Origin of the sequence: Allorhizobium undicola ORS 992 = ATCC 700741, from assembly GCF_000621665.1 — a bacterium.
Taxonomy (GTDB): Bacteria; Pseudomonadota; Alphaproteobacteria; order Rhizobiales; family Rhizobiaceae; genus Allorhizobium; species Allorhizobium undicola.
Genome location: NZ_JHXQ01000001.1, coordinates 293,170 through 314,665 on the forward strand (window position 1 = coordinate 293,170; position 21,496 = coordinate 314,665).

The following is a 21,496-nucleotide window of genomic DNA, read 5'->3' on the forward strand; positions in this document are numbered from 1 at the left end:
AAGCCCTGAAATCGGGAAAGACCGACCCATGGATGCGCCTGCCGGACTTGAAACACAATTGCGATCCGCAAAGCGCAACATCGCCCTTCTCACGGCGGCACAGGCCATTCTAGGTTCCGTTGGACCGCTATGCTTTTCGGTGGGCGGGCTTGCTGGCTATCAGTTGCTGGGAAGCGACAAGACATTGGCGACGGCACCGCTGACGGGTTTCAATCTCGGCGTGGCGCTGGGTGCCGTGGCAGTGGCGGTTTCGGCGCGTTTCCTTGGGCGCAAGGCGGGTTTCATTCTCGGCGCCTCCCTTGCCGCACTGGGTGGCCTTCTGGCGGCGCTGGCTCTTTTCCGTCAGGATTTTTGGATGTTTGCCATGGGGCTGCTGCTGATTGGCGTCTCCAGCGGTTTCACGCAGAAAATCCGTTTCGCCGCCGCCGATGCATCGCCAAGCTTTTACAAGCCGAAAGCCATTTCCTGGATCCTGGCGGGTGGCATTGTCTCGGCCATTGTCGGGCCGCAACTTGCCATCTGGCTGAAGACGAGCTTCGAGCCGGTGCTGTTTGCCGGTAGCTTCATCGGCCTTGTGCCGCTGGCGCTGGCGGCGGCCATCATTCTGGGCTTTCTCAAGCTGCCAAAACTCAATCAGACCAGCGAAACGGCAAAGAGCGCCCGGCCGCTTTCGCAAATCGTGCTGACCCGCAAATTCCTCACGGGCATGATTTGCGGCATTTCCACCTACGCCCTCATGACCTTCATGATGACGGGCGCGCCGCTGGCCATGGTGATCGGCTGTGGCTTTTCGTCCGAACTGGCAACGCTTGGCATCCAGTGGCATGTGATTGCCATGTTTGCCCCGAGTTTTTTCACGGGAATGCTCATTTCGCGTTTCGGCGCGGAAAAGGTTGTCGCCATTGGGCTGGTCATTCTCATGGCCTGCGCGGTGGTGGCCCATGCGGGTATTGAATTGTGGAATTTCTGGGCGGCGCTGGTGCTGCTTGGCTGCGGCTGGAATTTCGGCTTTATCGGCGCAACCTCCATTGTCGCCTCCAGCTATCAGCCAAGCGAGGCCGACAAGGTGCAGGGCTTTCACGATATTTTCCTGTTCGCCACCGTTGCCCTGTCGTCTTTTTCCTCCGGCCGGATTTTTACCGTCTATGGCTGGTCGGTCATGAACCTGCTGGTCTGGCCGGTCACGCTTGTTTGCCTGGTGCTGATTATCTTGCAGCTTCGCGCGCAAAAGCGGGCAGTTTAAACCCATTTTCCTCCCGGCCGGTTCCGCCTGGAATGTCGTCAGGGTAATAATTTCTCAACCTTTCCTCAATCGCTTGACGCCGCCCTTCAACAAGGCGCAGTCTGCCGCCATGCGCTTTGGAGGAGGCGCATGGCTTTGATCTGGCGCATGTCGCTTGCGGTCTTTGCGCGAGAAAATGGGCAAGGCCTATTTCAGAGGGAGAGAGGAATGGCAGTTTTGACAGGCGTAATTCTATGCGGTCTGGTGTCCGTGGCCTATGCCATCTGGGCCACACGGGCCGTTCTCGCGGCCGATCAGGGCACGCCGCGAATGCAGGAAATCGCAGGCTATATCCGTGAAGGCGCACAGGCCTATCTGGCCCGCCAGTATCTGACGATCGCCATCGTGGGTGCCGTGGTCTTCGTGGCAGCATGGTTTCTACTGTCGGGCGAGGCGGCCATTGGCTTCCTTATCGGTGCGGTTCTGTCTGGCGCGGCGGGCTTTATTGGAATGCATGTTTCCGTGCGTGCCAATGTGCGCACCGCGCAGGCGTCGGCGCAAAGCCTTTCGGCCGGGCTGGACATTGCCTTCAAATCCGGCGCGATCACCGGGATGCTGGTGGCCGGGCTCGCCCTGCTTGGCGTTTCTCTCTATTATCTGGTTCTCACGGCAGGCCTTGGCCATGCATCGGGTTCGCGCGAGGTTATCGATGCGCTGGTGGCCCTTGGCTTCGGGGCCTCGCTGATTTCCATTTTCGCCCGTCTCGGCGGCGGGATTTTCACAAAGGGTGCCGATGTCGGCGGCGATCTCGTGGGCAAGGTGGAAGCCGGAATCCCTGAGGACGATCCGCGCAATCCGGCCACCATTGCCGATAATGTCGGCGACAATGTTGGCGATTGCGCAGGCATGGCGGCCGATCTTTTCGAAACCTATGCTGTCTCCGTCGTCGCCACCATGGTGCTTGCCGCGATCTTTTTTGCGGGCTCGGCCATTCTGGAATCGGCCATGATCTATCCGCTGGCCATCTGCGGCGCCTGCGTGATCACATCGATCATCGGTACTTTCTTCGTCAAGTTGGGCGTCAACGGCTCCATCATGGGCGCGCTTTACAAAGGGCTGATCGTAACCGGCATTCTTTCGATTGCCGGGCTGGCGCTGGCCACGCAGGTCACGGTGGGCTGGGGCGCGATCGGCGAGGTCGCTGGCATGACGATCACCGGCCTCAACCTGTTTGCCTGCGGTATTCTCGGCCTTGTCGTCACGGCACTGATCGTGGTGATTACCGAATATTACACCGGCACCAACAAGCGGCCCGTCAATTCCATCGCACAGGCATCCGTCACCGGTCACGGGACCAATGTCATCCAGGGGCTGGCGGTTTCCCTTGAGTCAACGGCGCTGCCCGCGCTGGTCATCGTCGGTGGCATTATTTCCACCTATCAGCTTGCCGGCCTGTTCGGCACGGCAATCGCCGTCACCACCATGCTGGGGCTTGCGGGCATGATCGTGGCGCTCGATGCTTTCGGTCCCGTCACGGACAATGCCGGAGGCATCGCCGAAATGGCGCATCTGCCGCCGGAAGTGCGCAAATCCACCGATGCGCTGGATGCGGTGGGCAATACCACCAAGGCCGTCACCAAGGGCTATGCCATCGGATCGGCGGGTCTCGGTGCACTGGTGCTGTTTGCCGCCTATTCCAACGATCTGCAATATTTCGCCGCCAACGGCCAGACCTATCCCTATTTTGCCGATGTCGGGCAGATTTCCTTCAGCCTGTCCAATCCTTACGTGGTGGCGGGGCTGATTTTCGGCGGGCTCATTCCCTATCTCTTCGGGGGCATTGCCATGACGGCGGTGGGCCGTGCCGGTGGCGCGGTGGTGGAAGAGGTGCGCCGCCAGTTTCGTGAAAAGCCCGGCATCATGGAAGGCCGCGACAAGCCGGATTACGGCCGCGCCGTCGATATGCTGACGCGCGCTGCCATTCGTGAAATGATCCTGCCCTCGCTTTTGCCGGTGCTGGCGCCGGTGATCGTCTATTATGGCGTGCTGCTGGTTTCCGGCTCCAAGGCCTCGGCCTTTGCCGCGCTCGGCGCGTCGCTGCTGGGCGTCATCATCAACGGGCTGTTCGTGGCCATTTCCATGACTTCGGGAGGAGGCGCCTGGGACAATGCCAAGAAAAGTTTCGAGGACGGTTTTGTGGACAAGGACGGCAACCGCCATCTGAAGGGATCGGATGCGCACAAGGCTTCCGTCACGGGCGATACCGTTGGCGATCCCTATAAGGATACCGCAGGGCCTGCGGTCAATCCGGCCATCAAGATCACCAATATCGTGGCGCTTCTGCTTTTGGCCATTCTGGCCGGTTGAGCGGGCGGCCAAGGATATTGCCGTCTCTGACGGCATCTTTCCAAATGAAAAGGTCCGCAGCCTTGCTGCGGACCTTTTCATTTGTGTCTGGATCAGTTGATGCCCAGAATGTTCTTGACGTTGTTGGCCGTGCCGCCGCTGCCGGAAAGAACCTGTTGCAGGAAGGTCATATCCTTGCCGCCGGTTGGCGTGGTGCGCGAGATCATGTCGAAGACCTTGCCATCCTTCATGGTGTAGTTGGCGCGCTGGGCGACCGTGCCGTCCTTGCCGAAATAGATGGCCAGAACCTGCTGATCGACCAGTTGCGGCTTCATGAAGGCCACGGGGCGCTTGCGGGTCTGGGAGATGTAATAGAACACCTCGCCGTCGAAGGTTGCCGTGGTGGATGGCGTGCCGAGTGTCAGCAGCACCTGCTCGCGGCTGGAGCCGACGGGCACGAGGGCAAGCGCCTTCTCATCGACAATATAGCCGTTGTGATAGACTTCTGCCGTCGGCAGCACCTTGGCGGTGGTGCAGCCCGACAGTCCGGCCACTGCGATCAACATTGTCGTCGCGGCCATGCCGGCTGCTCGGGCGCCCGGCCGGAAATACCGTCTGTTCAAGGATGCGTCTCCCATCATGCTCTGTCGTTATGGCCGCCTGGCCTTGTCCTGTTCGCCCGTCTTGCCCATATCATTGTGGCCATTCCGGGGACGATCCAAGGCATTGGATTTTTCATTGCGCGATTTCGCGGCTGACGGGTGGTGCTGGCTGCGTCCGGCACCCGTGCTTGAAACCGTTTGCAATTCGTCTCTGCTTCGGTAAACCAGCTTTTCAATTCATGCAACATCGGCAAAGGGCCGCGAGCAAGTAAACCGGCAAGGTTTTTTGGGGATGATATTCCGCCTCTTCCGCAATCGTCAGAACAATCGCGCCATCATTGACCGGCAATATGCCGCCTTGACCGAGGCCGCCCGCCAGCCGGACTTCTACAGAAGCTTGCACGTGCCCGATACGGTGATGGGCCGGTTCGAGATGCTGTCGCTGGTCATGATTCTCTATTTCCGCCGCACGGCAAGCTGTGAAAGAAGCGGGCAGGAGGTGGCCCAATCGATTGTGGACGCATTTTTCCAGGACATCGATCATTCCTTGCGCGAACTTGGGATTGGCGACCAATCCGTGCCGAAGCGCATGAAGAAAATGGCCGGCATGTTCTACGGACGGCTGGAATCCTATGCAAAGGCGCTCGACGCGGCGAGCGCAGAAGAGATGGCGGCCGCGTTGCGCCGAAACATCCACCCGCAGCAGGACGACGCGCCCGCCATGCTGGAACTGGCGCATTGGGCGCTTGCAGCCGAAGGTGCTTTGCGGGATATGCCGGAAGAGGCGATCGTCACCGGCATGGTGACACTTATTGGCCCGCAGCAACAGGTTTGACATGACGAAGCGCGACACCGACACAGAGACAGCCTTTTCCTTTCCCGTAAAGGTTGGTCATATATCGGCCAATCCCGTACAGGTGCATCTGGAAGCCGACGAGGCCGAATGCGCGGGCCTTGCCCGTTTGTGGCGGGTGCTGGCCGTAAAGTCGCTGAAGGCAGACCTCAAGCTTTCGCGTTGGAAACGGGATGGCGTGCGAATCAAGGGCACGGTGGAAGCAGAGATCGAACAGGCCTGCGTGGTGACGCTTGAGCCTGTTGCCTCTTCCATTCGCGAGGAGGTGGAACAGGTTTTCCTGCCCGAGGGCTCCAAGCTCATCCGCCTGATGACCGACGGCCAGGGCGAAATGGTGCTGGACCCCGATGGTCCCGATATACCGGAGACCTTCGCGGGCGATACAATCGATGCGGGCCTGCTGGTCAGCGAGTTTGCCGCGCTTGCCATCGATCCCTATCCGCGCAAGCAGGGAGTTGAATTTTCCGGCCATTCGGAAGATACCGGCGCCGAGATCATACGCCCGTCGCCTTTTGCGGCTTTAAAGGATTGGAAAAAGGACTAGCCATTGCTGTTGGTCCAGTGAATGGACCGGCAATGGCACTTTGCAAGCGTAAGCTTGTTGCGCCGCCTTGGCGCCGCCATATAGAAGGGCACGGCAGGCGGAAGGGTTGCAGCACTCGTCAGGACTTTGGCAGCAGAGTGGGGGTGCTTTAAGAAAAACTCCGGGGGCTTGTGGGGCGCGGCACTATTGTCTCTCCCGCAAGATCCGTTAATTTGCGGGCATTTGCCCCCGATGAGGAAGAAGGAAAAACAGGCGCGTGGTCAAGATTTCTCTCGACGTGATGGGGGGCGATTTCGGTCCCGAAAGCGTGATTCCGGGTGCGGCAAAGGCGCTTGAGCGGCATCCTGACATCAGTTTCGTGCTGTTTGGCCAGAAGGAACGTTGTGAGCCGTTGCTGGCGCGCTATCCCAAACTGAAGGAACGCTCGGTCTTTCACGATTGCGAGGTGGCCGTGGGCATGGATGAAAAGCCAAGCCAGGCCCTGCGGCGCGGACGCTATGTCTCCAGCATGTGGCGCGCCATCGAAGCGGTGAAGACCGGTCAGGCGGATGTTGCCGTTTCGGCGGGCAATACCGGGGCCTTGATGGCCATGGCGAAATTCTGCCTGCGCACCATGGCCAATATCGAGCGCCCCGCCATTGCCGCCATCTGGCCGACGCTGCGCGGGGAAAGCATCGTGCTGGATGTGGGCGCCACGATCGGCGCCGATGCGCAGCAGCTTCTGGATTTTGCGGTCATGGGCGGAGCCATGGCGCGGGCGCTGTTTGAAATCGAGCGCCCCACCATCGGCCTGCTGAATGTCGGGGTGGAAGAGGTCAAAGGCCAGGAAGAGGTGCGCGAAGCCGGCCGGATGATCCGCGAGGCGGGGCTGGAGACCCTCAATTACGCCGGCTTCGTCGAGGGCGACGATCTCGGCAAGGGAACGGTGGATGTCGTTGTCACCGAGGGCTTTACCGGCAATATCGCGCTGAAGACCGCCGAGGGTACGGCGCGACAGATCGCAACCTATCTGCGCTCGGCCATGTCGCGCAGCCTGTTGTCGAAGATCGGCTATTTCTTCGCCAGGGGCGCCTTCGACCTTCTGCGGGAAAAGATGGACCCGCGCAAAGTCAATGGTGGGGTTTTTCTGGGGTTGAACGGCATCATCATCAAGAGCCATGGTGGCACGGATGGTGAGGGTTTTGCTGCGGCTATCGAAGTTGGCTATGACATGGCGCGAAATGGACTGACACAGAAGATCGAAAACGATCTTAAACTGTATCACGCCCGTTTCCCATCCAGTGTCGGCCCCGAAGCCGCCTGATTTAAGGAATTTCAGATATGATTCGTTCGGTCGTTCGGGGCTTTGGTTCTGCCTTGCCCAAGCAGGTCGTTACCAACAAGGAACTTGAATCCAGGGTCGAGACCTCGGATGAGTGGATCGTCCAGCGCACGGGCATCAAACAGCGCTATCTGGCGGGCGAGGGGGAAACTACGGCCTCGCTGGGCGCGGCTGCCGCGCAGGCCGCACTCGACAATGCAGGGCTGACCGTTGCCGATATCGATGTGATCATCTGCGCCACCTCCACGCCCGACAATACCTTTCCGGCCACGGCTGTGAACATTCAGGCCCGCCTTGGCATGACGCATGGTTTTGCCTTCGATGTGCAGGCCGTTTGCACTGGCTTTGTCTATGCTGTCACCACGGCGGATGCCTATATTCGTGGCGGGCTTGCCAAGCGGGCTCTGGTGATTGGCGCCGAAACCTTTTCGCGCATCCTGGACTGGACGGATCGCACAACCTGCGTGCTGTTTGGCGACGGCGCTGGCGCTCTCGTGCTGGAAGCCCAGGAAGGGCAGGGCCTGACCGCCGATCGCGGCGTGCTTTCGGCCAAGCTGCGCTCGGACGGCTCGCACAAGGACAAGCTCTATGTCGATGGCGGCCCTTCCACCACCGGCACCGTAGGGCATCTGCGCATGGAAGGCCGCGAGGTGTTCAAGCACGCGGTAGGAATGATTACCGACGTGATCGAGGAATCCTTCGCCTCGTCTGGCCTATCCTCCGAGCAGGTCAACTGGCTGGTGCCGCATCAGGCCAATCTGCGCATTATTGACGGCGCTGCCAAGAAGCTCAACATCCCGATGGAGAAGGTCGTGGTGACGGTGGATCAGCATGGCAATACCTCGGCGGCGTCGATCCCGCTGGCTCTGGCCACGGCCGCCGGTGATGGCCGCATCCGCAAGGGCGATCTGGTCCTGCTGGAAGCCATGGGCGGCGGCTTCACCTGGGGTGCGGTGCTGCTGCGGTGGTGATGGCGTTAAAATCATCTTGTTACAAGAGCTTGACCGGAAAGCGCTCTGCCAATACTCTCTGAAATCAAGGATCAGAAAGTCAGAATGGACGGGTTGAGATGACCGGCAAAACTGTAACACGCGCGGACCTGGCGGAATCGGTCTTTCGAAAGGTCGGCCTTTCACGCACCGAATCGGCGGAACTCGTGGAAACCGTGATCGACGAGATCTGCAACGCAATCGTGCGTGGCGAAACCGTCAAGCTTTCCTCCTTTGCAACCTTTCAGGTGCGCTCCAAGAACGAGCGCATCGGCCGTAACCCGAAGACCGGGGAAGAAGTGCCGATTTCGCCTCGCAAGGTCATGACCTTCAAGGCGTCGAACGTTCTCAAGCAGCGTATCCTGCGCTCGCATCTGGCGCGCAAGGCAAAGCAGAAGCCGCAAAATCCGGCTGTATGAAGCCTATTCTGGCAGGTCCAGCCGTCACGGCAGGGCCTGCTTTCGTCTCTATAGGACGGCGTGTGGCATTTCCTGATCTGTGCACACTGCGCAGGCGAGGGTGGGGAAGGCCATAAAAGACTTGAATTTTCTCCGCTAAGTCATTGAAATAGAGGTTGGGCGTGCGCGCGAGTCTCTTTGCTTTGCGGCGACGTTCAGGCAAGGATTCGCTTAACCTGTTCCGATCTTGAGGATCAAGCCTTGGATAAAAGCCCCGATGCATTCCGCACGATCAGCGAAGTAGCGGACGATCTCGATCTGCCGCAGCATGTGTTGCGTTTTTGGGAAACCCGCTTTCCCCAGATCAAGCCGATGAAGCGCGGCGGGGGCCGCCGGTATTACCGCCCGGAGGATATTGACCTTCTGAAGGGCATTCGGCATTTGCTGTATGATCACGGCTATACGATCAAGGGCGTGCAGAAGCTCTTGAAAACCAATGGCAACAAATTTGTCATGGCCGTTGCATCGGGCGATGTGGCCACCATGGAGGCCCTGGTTGCCGCCAATCAATCGCATGACGATGAACCACGGCTGGGTGACGAAGATCAGGTCGTTGGACAGGCCAAGGTTCGTCCAAGCCGCTTCTTTGGCTTTGGCGGCGGTGACGACGATATTCCGGAAATCTCGCTGGGGAAGGGGTCGATCAACAAGGAAGATCGGGCCTTGTTGCAGGAAACATTGTTTGATTTGCTGGAATGTAAACGCCTGCTCGATCAGGTGCGATAAGATATTCGTCAGCCATTCCAGTCCGTATTCTGGCTGGCTTGATCACCAATTCGTAAATATCCCATAAAATCATCTCTCCGCCTTAATTGCAGGGGGATGTTGTGCTATCTATTACAAGTGCTGGTTTTGGAGCAATGATGTCTCGAAGCCACCTTGCCTCAAAGTGACGGGCATATGCTGCTGCAAGAGCCCCGATTGGCGTAAGAGGCGCGCAGTCGTATCAGACAGAGTGAGCCGGTTCCCGCGTGATGTTCTGCGGGGTTCGTTCCGGTCATCAGCCATGACAATCATTGAATTCCTGAGTGCCATGTTGCTGGCTGGCGCTTTCCAGGATTGCGCTCCTTTGACTTTTTTTGGTATTTTCGATAAAGCCGAAAGAGAGGAGGGAACCTTTGAAGCCTTCTGCATCGCTGGCGGCCGGCTTCGATCTTTGCTGGCACAAGTCTCTTAGCATGTCGGGCAAAAGTGTGCAGTGGTTTTGCGATACCGACATGCGGCAAAACAATAGCATGTCGCGCAAAAGTGTGCAGCGGTTTTGCGATACCGACATGCGGCAAAACAATAACCTGAAGCGTCAGGAGCGAATCTGATAGATCGCGACACGCTTGACTTCACGTTCTGCCGGTCAAGCCTGCGGCACGTGTTCCACGCACCTTCATTGTAACGAATACCGACCATGGGGGGAGAAACATGGAAAAGGACTTTCTCGCTGCCGAGGCAGCCAGACGACTGAATAGCGAACACGACTTTGTCGATGCACCGGAGGCCTTGCAGAACGCTGTCGATCTTGTGCAGCGGCTGGCTGAGAGCGGGCTTGACGACGTTGATGAAATTCTGGACTTCACCCGGCAAATGGGTGGCAAGCGCTACAATCCCGACACCGGGATTATGGAGTGATAGCACTTTGTCGATGAGAGGGCGCGCTGACGCGCAGCTATCCTCTGCTGTGGGCATTGCTACAATAGTGTGTGATGACAATATTGTGTGATGAGGGAACAATTCCGCCCACCATGCATTCTCATTCGCGAATTGCGGCAAAGCCAATCTGGGGCAAACGTGAAGCCGCGCGAGCAGGAGATGCAGAATGAACCGTAACAACGGTCTTTATCTTATTATTGGCGCATTGGTGGTGGTGGTGATTGGCCTCGGCGTTTATGTTTATCGCGAAGAAACCAAGCCAAAGGGCGTGGAACTGAGCATCGGCCAGGACGGCGTGAAGGTTCAGGAGAAATAGGCTTCTTTCACGGAGCGTGCCTGCCAAAAAGGTTCAGGACAGGTCCCATTTCTTCACAAGCAAATGGGACAGCGACCATGGGAAAGCCAGCATGAAAGGCTGGCTTTTTTGATTCGGGCCAACAGGAAAACCGTGGCCAAAGCCATGAAGCGCGGCAAATTCCACGCGGCGTTTCCCGGCCTCATCCTTCCACACCAGCATTTCGCCTCCGGCCAGCGTTTCCCGCTGCGGGGAGGTGTCCTCCAGCCCGTTCAGGCCGAGCCATTGGCTGACCAAGGCCTTGCCATTGCCGGGATCGACCACATCGTCGGCATCGCCGTGCCATATCGAGATTTCCGGCCAGACTGCCGCATCCGGGCTTGCCTGACGCACCAGCCCGGCCCATTCCGTGGCCGATTTTTGCGGAGCCTGGCGCATCATTGAAAGGGCGGCCATGGCATCGCGGGCGCCACCGAAGGGCAAGCCGCCAACGATGGCGCCTGCCTTGAAGCGATGCGGGTAGACGGCCAGAAGAGCCGCCGCCATGGCCCCGCCAGCCGAAAGACCCACCACCTGGACGGCGTTGCCGTCCAGCCCGTGGTGTTCGATCATCCAGTCGATCATCTGGCGGATCGACCCCAGCTCGCCTCTATCTTCTGCCACGGCGCTGGGTCTGAACCAGTTGAAACAGAGATTTGGATTGTTGGAGGACCGCTGCTCTGGATAGAGAACGGCAAAGCCATGCTTTCTGGCCAGTTTTGTCCACTCGCTTGCCTGATCAAATTCCTCGGCCGTCTGCTTGCAGCCGTGCAGGACGACGACCAGAGGCGCGTTTGGCAGCAATTGCGACGGCGCATAGGCCAGCATCCGCAGATGGCCGGGATTATGACCGAAGCCCGTTACCTCCAGCAAACGAGGGGTGTTGCGAGAAGCAGGGCGGGGCTTTGGCTCATCGATAAGCCAGCCAGCATTCTCGGCGACACGGGTCATGGCGCGCTGAAGGCTGCGCTGCTGGCGCATGAGAGCGCTGACGGATTTTGGGAGTTTCAAATGCATGACCCGATCTGACCTTTGCCGCCGGAGATTTGGTAAAATCATCCTGCTTGAACTGCATCAAGAATTTGTTGCAGTGCATTCAATATAAGGCAGTATGGAGACAATGCGAGGAATTCCTTCGAAAATGCTGAACGTCAAGTTGTGACGTGCGGGCCAGCTCTTGCTCCATTCGGCGGCGGCAAGTTGCAGACTGCATAATTGCTTGGGTCGGAATCGATTTAGAGCACAATCCGACCGGAGTGAAATGAGGACCGACAAGATTATGGTTCAAAAATAAAAGCTTAAAGCGCATATCTGATTCAATCGGATCAAAAAGCGCTCCAAGGTCGGAATTATGCATCATATTTATAGCGCTACACCGCCATTTGTACGTTTGATAAAACGCAAGGCGCGTTAGTGTCAGGCCGAAGGTAGCGGATGTTGAGGCCGGAACCATGTCTGGCTGGCTCGATCTCGGCCTGCACATTGAAAATTCGGCGAAGAAGTCCTTCTGTCAGAATTTGGCCGGGGGGGCCGAGTGCCACGAGCTCTCCATGATCCATCACCGCCAGCCGGTCGCAGAACATGGCCGCATGGCTCAAATCATGCAGGGCAGCCACCACGGTCATGGGCTTGCGCTTCACAAGATCGAGCAAGGCCAGTTGATGGCCAATATCGAGATGGTTGGTTGGCTCATCCAGCAGCAGCAGGCGCGGCTGCTGCGCCAGGGCGCGGGCAATATGCAGCCTTTGCTTTTCGCCTCCGGATAAAGTGTGCCAGCGACGTTCGGCAAGCTCGTCCATCCCGACATCGCACAGGGCGTTTTGGACAACCTCGTGATGATGGCTGGACCAGGGCGCCAGCGCCGAGAGATAGGGTGTGCGGCCGAGCTCCACGGCCTGTCTGCCGCTTATCTGCTCGCTGGTGTCGGCCTGCTGTTCCACCAGCGCCAGCCTTTGTGCCAGGCTGCGGCGCGACAGCCGGTTCAGGGGAACGCCCTCCAGCATGATTTCGCCGGATGCGGGTGCGCGAAGACCGGCCAGCAAGGCCAGAAGGCTGCTTTTGCCGGAGCCGTTTGGTCCCACGATGCCAAGGAACTCGCCCGGCTGCACATCAAGGCTGACATTGCGCAGGATGGTTTTTTTACCGGAAACCCAGTGGAGATTACGGGCGGAAATCATCAGGGGCGCATCCTTGCCTGAATGAGAATGAGCGCAAAGGCCGGTGCGCCGATGAGAGCCGTTATCACGCCGATGGGCAGCACCTGCCCGGCAACGACCGTACGTGACAGAATATCGGCGAAAATCATGAATATCGCCCCGGCAAGCGCGGCAGAGGGTATGAGAACCTCATGGCGCACACCCACCAGCAAACGTGCGGCGTGCGGCACCACCAGCCCCACGAAGCCGATGGATCCTGTGATGGAAACCATGACCGCCGTCATCATCGCGGAAGCTGCCATGAGCAGGATATAGACGCGGCGCACGGGAATGCCGAGTGACGCGGCGGAATCGCGCCCGAAGGTAAAGGCATCCAGTGCTCGCGCCTGGCTCAGGCACAGGATAACACCCGCGCAGATCACGGGCACGGCAAGGCCTGCATGAGGCCAGCGCACGCCGGAAAGATTGCCCAGCAGCCAGAACATCACCCCGCGGGCCTGCTCTGCCGTGGCCGAGCGTGCAACAATAAAAGCAGTTATGGCATTGAAAAGCTGCGATCCCGCCACCCCTGCCAGAATGATGATGCCGGTGGCCCTGCCAGCCTTGAATGCCAGCAGGCTAACCAGCGAAAAGGCAAGCACGGCGCCAAGAAAAGCACCGGCGGAAAGGCCCAGAATACCGCCGCCAACACCCAGAATGACCACGGAAACCGCGCCGGTGGAGGCACCGGCGGATACGCCGAGAATATAGGGATCCGCCAGCGGATTGCGAAGCAGTGCCTGCAACACGACGCCTGAGACGGCAAGACCGGCTCCGCAGCAGGCCGCGACCACGGCGCGGCTGACACGGTAACTCCAGACAATGCCCTCATCCAGCGGTTCCACCGCATAGCCTGCATCCCAAAGCCGGTTGGCAACGGTCTTTGCCACCACGGGCAGGGGAATGGCGGTTTCCCCCACCGCCGCCCCCAGCCACAAGGCCAGGAGCAGCAGGAGAAGGGCCCCCGCCAGGGCAAAGAGCCGAGCGTGAGGGATAGGCAGTCGCGCCGTCACTTGCCAAGATCCGATGCTGAAATGGCATCGGCGAGCGCTTCGATGCCGTCGATGGTGCGAATCGTCGGGTTCATGGCCTGGGCATCCAGTTCGAACACATGGCCCTGCCGCACGGCGGGTATCAGGCTTGCCACGGCATCGCTTTGCAGAAAGCTGCGCTTGGCCTCGATACTGTCCAGCGGATAGCGGCGGCGATCCATCCTGGCGGCAACGATCAGCGAGGGATTGGCCTTGGCCAGGGTCTCCCAGCCGACCGTGGGCCATTCCTCATCGGTCTCCACCACATTTTTAAGGCCCAGCGCCTGCATGATGTAGCCCGGCGCGCCGTTGCGGCCCGCCACGTAAGGATCGGCATCCTTCTGGCTGGAAAACCAGAAGACCGCCGAAAGCCCGCTGCGCACCGAGGCAAGACGCGCGCGCGCGGTGGTTTCCCGGATTTTCAATTCCCGCACCAGAGCCTCGCCCCGGTCCGAAACGTCGTTGATCTTGGCCAGATCGAGGATTTCCCGGTAGATCAGCTCCATCGTGAAGCGGTCATGGCGCACGCCGTCGCTGCCTGCCACGGCGTCTTTTCCAAGGCAATCGGCGGGAGAAATATAAACGGGAATGCCAAGCTCGCCGAACTGCTCCGGCTTGGCCACCGCGCCTTGCGGGCCGATATGCCATTGAAACTGCGCCGTCACCAGATCGGGCTTTTCCGCCAGCACGCTTTCAAAGCTCGGATCGTTTTCGGCAAGCCGTTTCACGCGGGCGTCCTCGGCCTCATAGCCCTTCAGGACCGGACCGACCCACACCGCCGTGGCGGCCACACGTTCGCCAAGACCGAGGCGATAGAGAATTTCGGTGCTGCTTTGTCCGATGGAAACGATCCGGCGCGGCGGATGGTCTATGCGAATGCTGCGTCCGCAATTTTCAAGCGTCAGCGGATAGTGTGTCGCCTCGGCATTGGCGCTGGAAAAAGATGCAATCGCAGCCAGAAGCGCGCCGCCAATGGCGCGCAGGGAAATAAAGGTCATGAATGTCTCCTGAAAACAGAAATGGCAGATGATCAGCGCCGGGTAGAGGCGCAATCTGGCTTCAGGAAAGGTGCGGCACTTGTGTTTTTGCGCATCTGCGCAGGCAAAGCCGGAAACCGGCTTTCGCTGAAATGCGCGAAAGCATTTTTCGATCTGAACGAATCGGAGAGGCGCCGCAGGTGTGCGGCGGAGAGAAAAGTCATCATAGGCTCCTGTTCCGGGCATCCCCGCCCGTGACGTTGGAAAAATATGACGGCAGGTCTCCTGGCTCACGCATATCTGCCGCTCCTCTGCCTTCCCATGTTCGCCGCCTTTCGGCTGCGCACGCAGTGGCATGATCCTGCCGGATCACGAGGAAGAGCGACAATCCGCTTACAGTTGCGGGGGCAGCCACGGCCTTGGTCCCATTCGGGTAGCCCTCACCGTGTTCCCTTTTCATCCCCGACACTTCATGGCCGGGGAACCGTCCTGTCCAGTTAATGACCGCCGCCACAACCCGTCAAGTATGGATCGATATGCAAGGCGAATTTCTTTCATGTAATGTAATATCATTACAAATGATATTCAAGATAAAACCCGACGCAAGTGCGGCGACAAACAAAACCACAATGAAAGAAAAGTGGGGGAAAAATGGTCGGAGCGACTGGACTTGAACCAGCGACCCCTTGACCCCCAGTCAAGTGCGCTACCGGGCTGCGCTACGCTCCGACCCGCTCCGAAGAGCAAGGTTCACTTAGAGTCTTTGCGACACCGGCGCAAGGGCAAAATGTGTCTCCCGGCGCAAAAATCGCTCAACCCGCTGAAATCTATCGATGTGCGGGCCGAGGTCAGGCCGGCGGGGGGCAGGGGCACCCGGTCTTTTATCTCTGCCGCGCCTGCCCGGTTTGCGTTGGGTGATCTTATCCCGCCGCGATCCGGCGGGTGATGTCATGGACGCCAGGATCGATGCGGTTGTCTGCCTCGCGCGGAGCGGTGTAGGAGGGCAGGACTTCGGAATAGACCGCAAGCGTCTGGCGTACCATGCTGTCGAGCTGGTATCCGTGGCGCCGCGCAAGCGCGCCTGCCGTCAGCGCCGCCCTGATCAGCGGATCTCCCAGGCGCAACATGGCGCGGCTGAGCGGAGCCGGATCGTCGGTATTCGGCACGAGACAGCCGTTGACATCGTGATCCAGAACCGTGCTGGCACCGCCAACCTGAGTGAGAATGAGCGGCAGTCCAGCCGCGGCCGCTTCGAGCATGACATAAGACATGGCCTCGTAGCGGCTGGGCGCGACAAGCGCATCGAAGGCCTGAATGGCATCATGGCCGGCAATGTCGTTTTGCAGGAATACGCGGTGCGACAGACCTTTTTCGGCAATCATCGCCCGTAATTTCGGTTCCAGTTCACCGCGTCCGATCATCATCAGATGCGCCTGCGGCATGGCCTGGCTGACAAGGGAGAAAGCCTCGATCAGCCGTTCCGGGGCCTTTTGCGGCACAAGTCTGCCAACGAAGCCAAACAGAATATCGTCGGCCCTCAGGCCAAGTCCGGCGCGAAGGGCCGTCCGATTGTCCATGGGCGGGCAGGCCACACCGTTGACGACAATTCGCAGCTTTTCCGGCGATATGCCAAGGCTGAGCGCATGGTCGTATTCATCACCGGAAACGCAGATGATCCGGTCGCTGGCAAAACGGCCAAGTCCCTGCTCGACGGTGCCGAACAAGAGGCGGCCTCTCTGGCCAAGCGTGGGGTCCATGGTACGAAAGGCGTGGGGGGTGTAGATCACCGGCGTTTTGGTGAACGGCCGGTTGAGCCGTGTCAGCGCGCCTGCCTTGGAACTGTGGCCATGCACGAGATCGAACGGACCCTCCCGCCGGATGACCTGACGCAGACGGTGAAATCCGGCCAGATCCCACGGGCCGACGGCACGGCGCATTGCCAGCGGCACCACGCGCTTGAGGCCAAGCCCGTAAAGCTCATCAATGAAGCGCGCCTCCGCTCTCAGGGGAGAGAAGACGGCCGTCACCTCATGACCCGACCGGCCAAGACCCGCGCACAGGTCGATGAAATGGCGTCCCGAGCCGCCGCCGCTTGGCTCCAGCACCTGCAACAGTCTGAGTGTTTGTTTTTGGCCATCGGCGCTGTTCATGTCAGTCATGCCCGTCCCCCCGGCGAATAGTTTGTTTTTGCCAGCCATGCTCCAGCGCGCGGCAGCCCCAGAGAATGCCGAAGAGAAGATAGACATGCCGCCAGTGATCGATGTCGATGACATTGCCGATGCCGGCATGGCCCAGAAGCACGATCCAGGCAATCATCAGATAGGGCTGCCAGGGCCGGTGCCGAAGCAGGTATCTGAAGCCGAAGCAGATGGTCCAGACGAGCATGGACACGAAACAGGTGAAGCCAAGCCATCCGTAGCTCGTCAGGCATTTCAGCCAGATATTGTGCTCGTCCTCCGGAAAGATGCGGCTGAATACCATGGGGCCGATGCCGAGCGGTTTTTCCATGGACATGAGGAAGCCGATCTTGTGGCGTTCGAATCGTCCGAGATGGCCTCCGTCGTAATCCTGCACAAGCTGGGTCCGGTTGGCGAAAAGCGCGCTCACCTTGTCGAATTGCAGCGCAATCCCAAGGGCCACCACCATCAACATGGCTGCCGCCAGCGCCAGCATGGTGATCTTCATGCGAAAGGCGGTGCTTCTTTCCTTCAGCAGCAGAACAAGCACCATGGCGACGGCCGAAAACAGGAATAGCGCCCACGCCGCCCGCGAAAACGAAAGGAATATGCCAAAGGCGATGATCAGCAGCCCGCCAATGCGCGAGGGGGCGTCAATGAGGCGGCCAGTCAACAGGCCATGCATGAGGAAAAGGGCAGGCGCGATGAGAAACGGACCGAATACGTTCGGATCCTGAAAAGCGCCCATGGCGCGATCGTAGCGGGTGAAAATCTCGCCGCCGGGAATGGCATGGAAATATCCAAGAATGCCGAGCAGCGCGGTCAGCACGGCTGCCGCAGCCCAGGCCTTGAAGATCAGCTCCAGCCTTTTTCCCTTTTCGGCAATGATGGCGGCGAAGAAAATGGCGGTCAGCGCCAGAAACAACGAAATGGCCATATACATCGGCCCGTCGTCCAGATCGTCCATCACCAGAAGCGACAGGAGGCCACCGACATTGAACAACAGCATCAATGCCATCAAGGGGGCCACCGGTCTCGAAATTCTCAGGCCCAGCAGGAACCAGAGTGGTATGAGCGCCGCCATGAACAATTCGTAAGGGGAGGGCTCGTGAATCACGAAGCCCTGTAAAAACACGGCCAGCATGATCGCAAGCGATGCCATCCACCCAACCAGCGCATAACCGGGGCGAGCGACGGCAAAGCCGTTATGGTCGATAGCGCTCAATAGGCATTTTCCGTGTTGAGAAGGCGGATGGGGGTAAGGAACAGGATCTTGAGATCGAAAAGCAGCGACCAGTTCTCGATGTAATGCAGGTCGCAGGCGGTGCGCGCCTTGATCTTTTCATCGGTATCCACCTCGCCGCGCCAGCCATTGATCTGCGCCCAGCCGGTTACGCCGGGCTTCACGCGGTGGCGGGCAAAATAGCCCTCGACGATGTCGCCATAGAGCTTGTCCCGCGTCTGCGCCAGCACCGCATGGGGGCGAGGGCCGACCAGCGAAAGATCGCCGCGCAGCACGTTGAACAGTTGCGGCAGCTCATCGATCGAGGTCTTGCGGATGAAGCGGCCGACAGGCGTCACGCGCGGATCATTTTTCGTAACCGCCAGCCGCGCCGTCGGGTCGCTCATCTCGGTATACATCGAGCGGAACTTCAACACATCGATGATCTCGTTGTTGAAGCCGTGACGGCGCTGCACGAACAGCACCGGCCCGCGCGAGGTGAACTTGATGGCCAGCGCGGTTGCCACCATGACCGGCCACAGGCACAAAATGGCGAGGCTGGCGAAGAACAGGTCGAAGATGCGCTTTGCAACCGAATCCCAGTCGCGGATCGGCTTGTCCATCAGGTCGAGCATCGCCACATCGCCGACATGGGAATAGGTGCGGGGGCGAAAACGCAGGTTATTGGCGTGGGCTGCAAGGCGAATGTCCAGCGGCAGAACCCACAGCTTCCTGAGAAGCTGGAGAATACGATCCTCCGCGCTGAGCGGCAGGGCGATAATCAACATGTCGAGCGGGGTGGCGCGGGCAAATTCCACCAGTTCGGCCACGGTGCCGAGCTTGGGATAGCCTGCCACCATATTGGGGGAACGGTCGCCGCCGCGATCGTCGAAAATGCCGCAGATGCGAATATCGTTATCGGGCTGGCTTTCCAGCGAGCGGATCAACTCCTTGGCAGGATTGCCGCCGCCGACGATGACGGCGCGACGCTCGATCAGGCCGTTGCGCGTCCAGCGCCGCAAGAGGTGTGACAGCACCAATCGTTCCAGGCCGATCACGGCAAGCGCCGAGAGGCTGAAACCGGCAAGCCATGCCTTGGGGTGGGCTTGGGGCAGCAGTGCCATGGTGGCCAGCCAGCCAATTGCCAGTGCGACCAAAAGCGCTGTCATGCTGCGCCTGACAGACGGGCGCATCCGCCGCAGGATGGTGATCTGGTAGCTATCCGCCAATTGCCCGATCAGGCTGTAGATCAGAACGGTGCAAAGGCAAATGCCGATTTGTCCGGCCACAGGCGCTTGTCCCTGCCGGGCACTGAAGAATAGCCAGCCCCCGGCGAGGACCAGAAGAAACAGGAATTCCAGGATCGCCAATTGTCCCACCAGCATGACGGGCGATGTGTGGTTGCTGCGGAATTGCCCGGCCATGCGGCTTGCCGCTGCAGAAAGGCTGGTTTGCGATCCTGCCTGCCCGCCAGCATCGACGGCACTGTCTTGCAGCTTGCGGCGCAGTCTTTCAACATCGAGCGAATGAAGGTTGGTCATGGCCCTGAACCTGTCTCTTGCATGGTCTTGCCGGCGCGGGAGCATGAGGCCAGGCAAGAATTCCGGCGGGCGGAACCTTCCCGCATCGGAAACACGATGCGCGCCTCATGCGCACGAACCCGCAAGTTCACGTCAGACATAGCGAAAAGACACTAAGAAAACTCTAGGGGATATGGTGGCTTTTTCGTTAGCTGTGCCGCAGCGCTACAGATTGTCGGGCAGGCCTGCCCTCACCGGATCACATGAGCCTGATAAAGCGCAAGCATGTCCGCGCCCATGGTGACGGTGGAAAATGTCCGGCGGAACGCTTCCGGCTCCGGCATGTTGGCGTCTTTCCAGCCGGGAACGGTCAGTGCTTCCACCATGCGGTTTGCAAGCTCCTCCGGTTTTTCGGGTGGCACGAGGGCCGGGCTATCCTTGCCCAGCGCTTCCGGAATGCCGCCGACGCGGCTGGCAACGACTGCCTTTCCAGCAGCCACCGCCTCCAGCACGATATAGGGAAAGGATTCCGCCCGGCTGGGAACCACGACGATGTCGCTGAGCTGAAAGGCATTCATGACCGGCATGGCAGGCAAGACGTGAATGCGCCGTCCAAGACCACGCTTTTCGATCATATCGACATAGGCGTCGCGATCCGGTCCGTCGCCGATGATGACCGCAGAAAGAGGGCGCGCCAGAAGCCGCTCGGCCCGCTGCACGGCTTCGATGAAGATGTCAGGGCCCTTGAGGTCACGCAACATGCCGATAAAGGCAAGGTCGGCAGCATTCGCGCGTGGCTCCAGCCGGCGGAATTCGCTTTCGCCAATGCCGTTGTAAACGAGCTTGAAGGGCTTGGCTGGCTGGCCAACCTTGCGCATATATTCGCGCTGCTCGTAGCCGCAGACGAAGGCCAGCGCTTCCGTATGCCGCTCGAGCATTCGCTCCAGCGTGAAGATGGCCCGTCCCGCCAGCGTGTTGGCGCGATAATGCAGGCTGCCCCCGTGGGGAGAATAAAAGCGGGCAACGCGAGACCCTTGCACCCGCAGCACTGAACCGATGATCCGGGCAAGGGCGCCACCTTTGGCGCCGTGTCCGTGGAGAACATCCGGTTGCAAACTCCGGATCTGCCGATAGCAGGCGCGAACCGCGCCAATATCGCCAAATCCCACCGCCCGCCGGATCGGCAGGCGCGTAAGGCCAAGCTTGAGGCTTGGCATCAGCGCTTCGAAAAGCGCGGTTTCATGGGCGCCGCCCGTCAGGCTGTCACAGATGATGCCGACGTGATGGCCCAAGGCATCGTGCTGCTCCACGAGGTCGCGCACATGCCGGAATATGCCGCCCACCGGCGAGCGAAAACAATGGATGATCCTGAGCGGGGCGGCATCCTGCATCAGAACAGCCGTTCACGCACATAGACCGTATCTCCTGCCAGAATGGGATCGGTGATCGGCACGCGGCCGGTGGCAATGGTTCCATTCACCTTGCGGGTCACATCCACATCGCGCTGGTTGGCGCGGCTGGAGAAGCCGCCTGCCACGGCGATGGCGTTTTGCACCGTCATACCCGGCACATAGCTGTATTGTCCGGGCTGGCCGACCTCTCCCATGACGAAGATGGACCGATAGCGGTCTACCTCGATACTGACATCGGGGTTTCGGAGATAGCCCTGCCGCAATTTCTGGGCAATTGCCCCTTCGAGCTGCGGAAGTGTCATGCCACGCGCCGTCACCTGACCAACCAGCGGGAAGGCGATATAGCCAGCCTGATCCACCGTGTAGGTATTGGTCAGGCTCGGTTGCTCGAAAACGGTAATGCGCAGCCGGTCGCCGCTATCCAGACGGTAGGGCTGGATCGTTGCTTCGTGAAACACCTTCGAGGCGGGCTGATAGGTGGAGCAGCCGGCAACGCAGAGGCAAAGCAGGGTGGCAATGGCCAGCAGCAGACGTTTCGCCATGATTTTCGCAGAGACGCTCCCATACCAAGAATGATCGTTTTATCGGCCATTATGGTTAATGGAGTGTAAAGCGCGGATCGGGGCGCAGCGGGAATATGCTTTCGGGC

General features: G+C 59.5%; 21 protein-coding genes, 1 tRNA gene and 1 riboswitch. Of the genes, 10 read left to right on the top strand and 12 right to left on the bottom strand.

What is annotated here, in order from left to right; all coding sequences use genetic code 11:
* The first annotated feature begins 28 nt into the window (after positions 1–28).
* Entirely contained in the window at positions 29–1,243 is a 1,215-nt protein-coding gene (locus T424_RS0101405) for an MFS transporter (RefSeq protein ID WP_027486138.1), read from the top strand.
* A 207-nt stretch (positions 1,244–1,450) separates the two neighbouring features.
* Positions 1,451–3,589, top strand: a complete 2,139-nt coding sequence (locus T424_RS0101410; RefSeq protein WP_027486139.1) for a sodium-translocating pyrophosphatase — start codon at positions 1,451–1,453, stop codon at positions 3,587–3,589.
* A 92-nt stretch (positions 3,590–3,681) separates the two neighbouring features.
* On the opposite strand, the gene T424_RS0101415 is transcribed toward T424_RS0101410, so the two are convergent.
* On the bottom strand, positions 3,682–4,149 hold the full coding sequence (locus T424_RS0101415) for an outer membrane protein assembly factor BamE (protein ID WP_051558714.1): 468 nt from the start codon (positions 4,147–4,149) through the stop codon (positions 3,682–3,684).
* A 313-nt stretch (positions 4,150–4,462) separates the two neighbouring features.
* On the opposite strand from T424_RS0101415, the gene T424_RS0101425 reads away from it, so the two are divergent.
* From T424_RS0101425 to T424_RS0101450, 6 genes are all read left to right on the top strand, one after another.
* The gene (locus tag T424_RS0101425) at positions 4,463–5,005 is read left to right on the top strand and encodes a ubiquinol-cytochrome C chaperone family protein (RefSeq protein ID WP_027486141.1); all 543 of its coding nucleotides are present in this window, start codon (positions 4,463–4,465) and stop codon (positions 5,003–5,005) included.
* A 1-nt stretch (position 5,006) separates the two neighbouring features.
* Positions 5,007–5,567 carry a YceD family protein gene (locus tag T424_RS0101430; protein WP_027486142.1) on the top strand — a complete coding sequence of 187 codons (561 nt, stop codon included), beginning with the start codon at positions 5,007–5,009 and terminating at the stop codon, positions 5,565–5,567.
* A 256-nt stretch (positions 5,568–5,823) separates the two neighbouring features.
* Complete coding sequence (gene plsX / locus T424_RS0101435; RefSeq protein WP_027486143.1) at positions 5,824–6,870, top strand: phosphate acyltransferase PlsX; 1,047 nt, start codon at positions 5,824–5,826, stop codon at positions 6,868–6,870.
* 17 nt (positions 6,871–6,887) lie between these two features.
* Complete coding sequence (locus T424_RS0101440; RefSeq protein WP_027486144.1) at positions 6,888–7,859, top strand: beta-ketoacyl-ACP synthase III; 972 nt, start codon at positions 6,888–6,890, stop codon at positions 7,857–7,859.
* A gap of 98 nt (positions 7,860–7,957) precedes the next feature.
* Positions 7,958–8,296: an integration host factor subunit alpha gene (locus T424_RS0101445; RefSeq protein ID WP_027486145.1), complete on the top strand. Its 339-nt coding sequence runs from the start codon at positions 7,958–7,960 to the stop codon at positions 8,294–8,296.
* A 240-nt stretch (positions 8,297–8,536) separates the two neighbouring features.
* Positions 8,537–9,061 (top strand): MerR family transcriptional regulator, encoded by a 525-nt coding sequence (locus tag T424_RS0101450; protein ID WP_027486146.1) that lies wholly within the window; start codon positions 8,537–8,539, stop codon positions 9,059–9,061.
* Between the two features lie 274 nt (positions 9,062–9,335).
* Here T424_RS0101450 and T424_RS22390 read toward each other — a convergent pair whose 3' ends face one another.
* A complete protein-coding gene (locus tag T424_RS22390; RefSeq protein WP_154664764.1) occupies positions 9,336–9,611 on the bottom strand; it encodes a hypothetical protein in 276 nt (91 codons plus the stop codon).
* 140 nt (positions 9,612–9,751) lie between these two features.
* On the opposite strand from T424_RS22390, the gene T424_RS0101465 reads away from it, so the two are divergent.
* Complete coding sequence (locus tag T424_RS0101465; protein ID WP_027486148.1) at positions 9,752–9,958, top strand: hypothetical protein; 207 nt, start codon at positions 9,752–9,754, stop codon at positions 9,956–9,958.
* Positions 9,959–10,145: 187 nt separating this feature from the next.
* Entirely contained in the window at positions 10,146–10,295 is a 150-nt protein-coding gene (locus T424_RS22805; RefSeq protein ID WP_027486149.1) for a hypothetical protein, read from the top strand.
* Positions 10,296–10,328: 33 nt separating this feature from the next.
* On the opposite strand, the gene T424_RS19920 is transcribed toward T424_RS22805, so the two are convergent.
* From T424_RS19920 to T424_RS0101520, 10 genes are all read right to left on the bottom strand, one after another.
* Entirely contained in the window at positions 10,329–11,330 is a 1,002-nt protein-coding gene (locus T424_RS19920) for an extracellular catalytic domain type 1 short-chain-length polyhydroxyalkanoate depolymerase (protein WP_051558715.1), read from the bottom strand.
* 353 nt (positions 11,331–11,683) lie between these two features.
* Positions 11,684–12,493: an ABC transporter ATP-binding protein gene (locus tag T424_RS19925; RefSeq protein WP_051558716.1), complete on the bottom strand. Its 810-nt coding sequence runs from the start codon at positions 12,491–12,493 to the stop codon at positions 11,684–11,686.
* Positions 12,490–13,521, bottom strand: coding sequence for a FecCD family ABC transporter permease (locus tag T424_RS0101485; RefSeq protein ID WP_245269377.1), 1,032 nt, complete (start codon positions 13,519–13,521; stop codon positions 12,490–12,492). Before T424_RS0101485 ends, T424_RS19925 begins: the two co-directional genes overlap by 4 nt.
* Positions 13,518–14,537 (bottom strand): ABC transporter substrate-binding protein, encoded by a 1,020-nt coding sequence (locus tag T424_RS22990; protein WP_027486151.1) that lies wholly within the window; start codon positions 14,535–14,537, stop codon positions 13,518–13,520. The genes T424_RS0101485 and T424_RS22990 overlap by 4 nt, the downstream gene beginning before the upstream one ends.
* A gap of 237 nt (positions 14,538–14,774) precedes the next feature.
* Positions 14,775–15,020: riboswitch (cobalamin riboswitch) on the bottom strand.
* Positions 15,021–15,168: 148 nt separating this feature from the next.
* A tRNA-Pro gene (locus T424_RS0101495) sits at positions 15,169–15,245 on the bottom strand.
* 191 nt (positions 15,246–15,436) lie between these two features.
* Positions 15,437–16,675, bottom strand: coding sequence for a glycosyltransferase (locus T424_RS19930; protein ID WP_084268350.1), 1,239 nt, complete (start codon positions 16,673–16,675; stop codon positions 15,437–15,439).
* Positions 16,668–17,918: an O-antigen ligase family protein gene (locus tag T424_RS0101505; RefSeq protein WP_027486152.1), complete on the bottom strand. Its 1,251-nt coding sequence runs from the start codon at positions 17,916–17,918 to the stop codon at positions 16,668–16,670. The genes T424_RS19930 and T424_RS0101505 overlap by 8 nt, the downstream gene beginning before the upstream one ends.
* On the bottom strand, positions 17,915–19,456 hold the full coding sequence (locus T424_RS0101510; RefSeq protein ID WP_027486153.1) for an undecaprenyl-phosphate glucose phosphotransferase: 1,542 nt from the start codon (positions 19,454–19,456) through the stop codon (positions 17,915–17,917). Before T424_RS0101510 ends, T424_RS0101505 begins: the two co-directional genes overlap by 4 nt.
* Positions 19,457–19,686: 230 nt before the next feature.
* Entirely contained in the window at positions 19,687–20,826 is a 1,140-nt protein-coding gene (locus T424_RS0101515) for a glycosyltransferase family 4 protein (protein ID WP_027486154.1), read from the bottom strand.
* Entirely contained in the window at positions 20,826–21,389 is a 564-nt protein-coding gene (locus T424_RS0101520) for a polysaccharide biosynthesis/export family protein (RefSeq protein ID WP_037066250.1), read from the bottom strand. Before T424_RS0101520 ends, T424_RS0101515 begins: the two co-directional genes overlap by 1 nt.
* Positions 21,390–21,496: the final 107 nt, after the last annotated feature.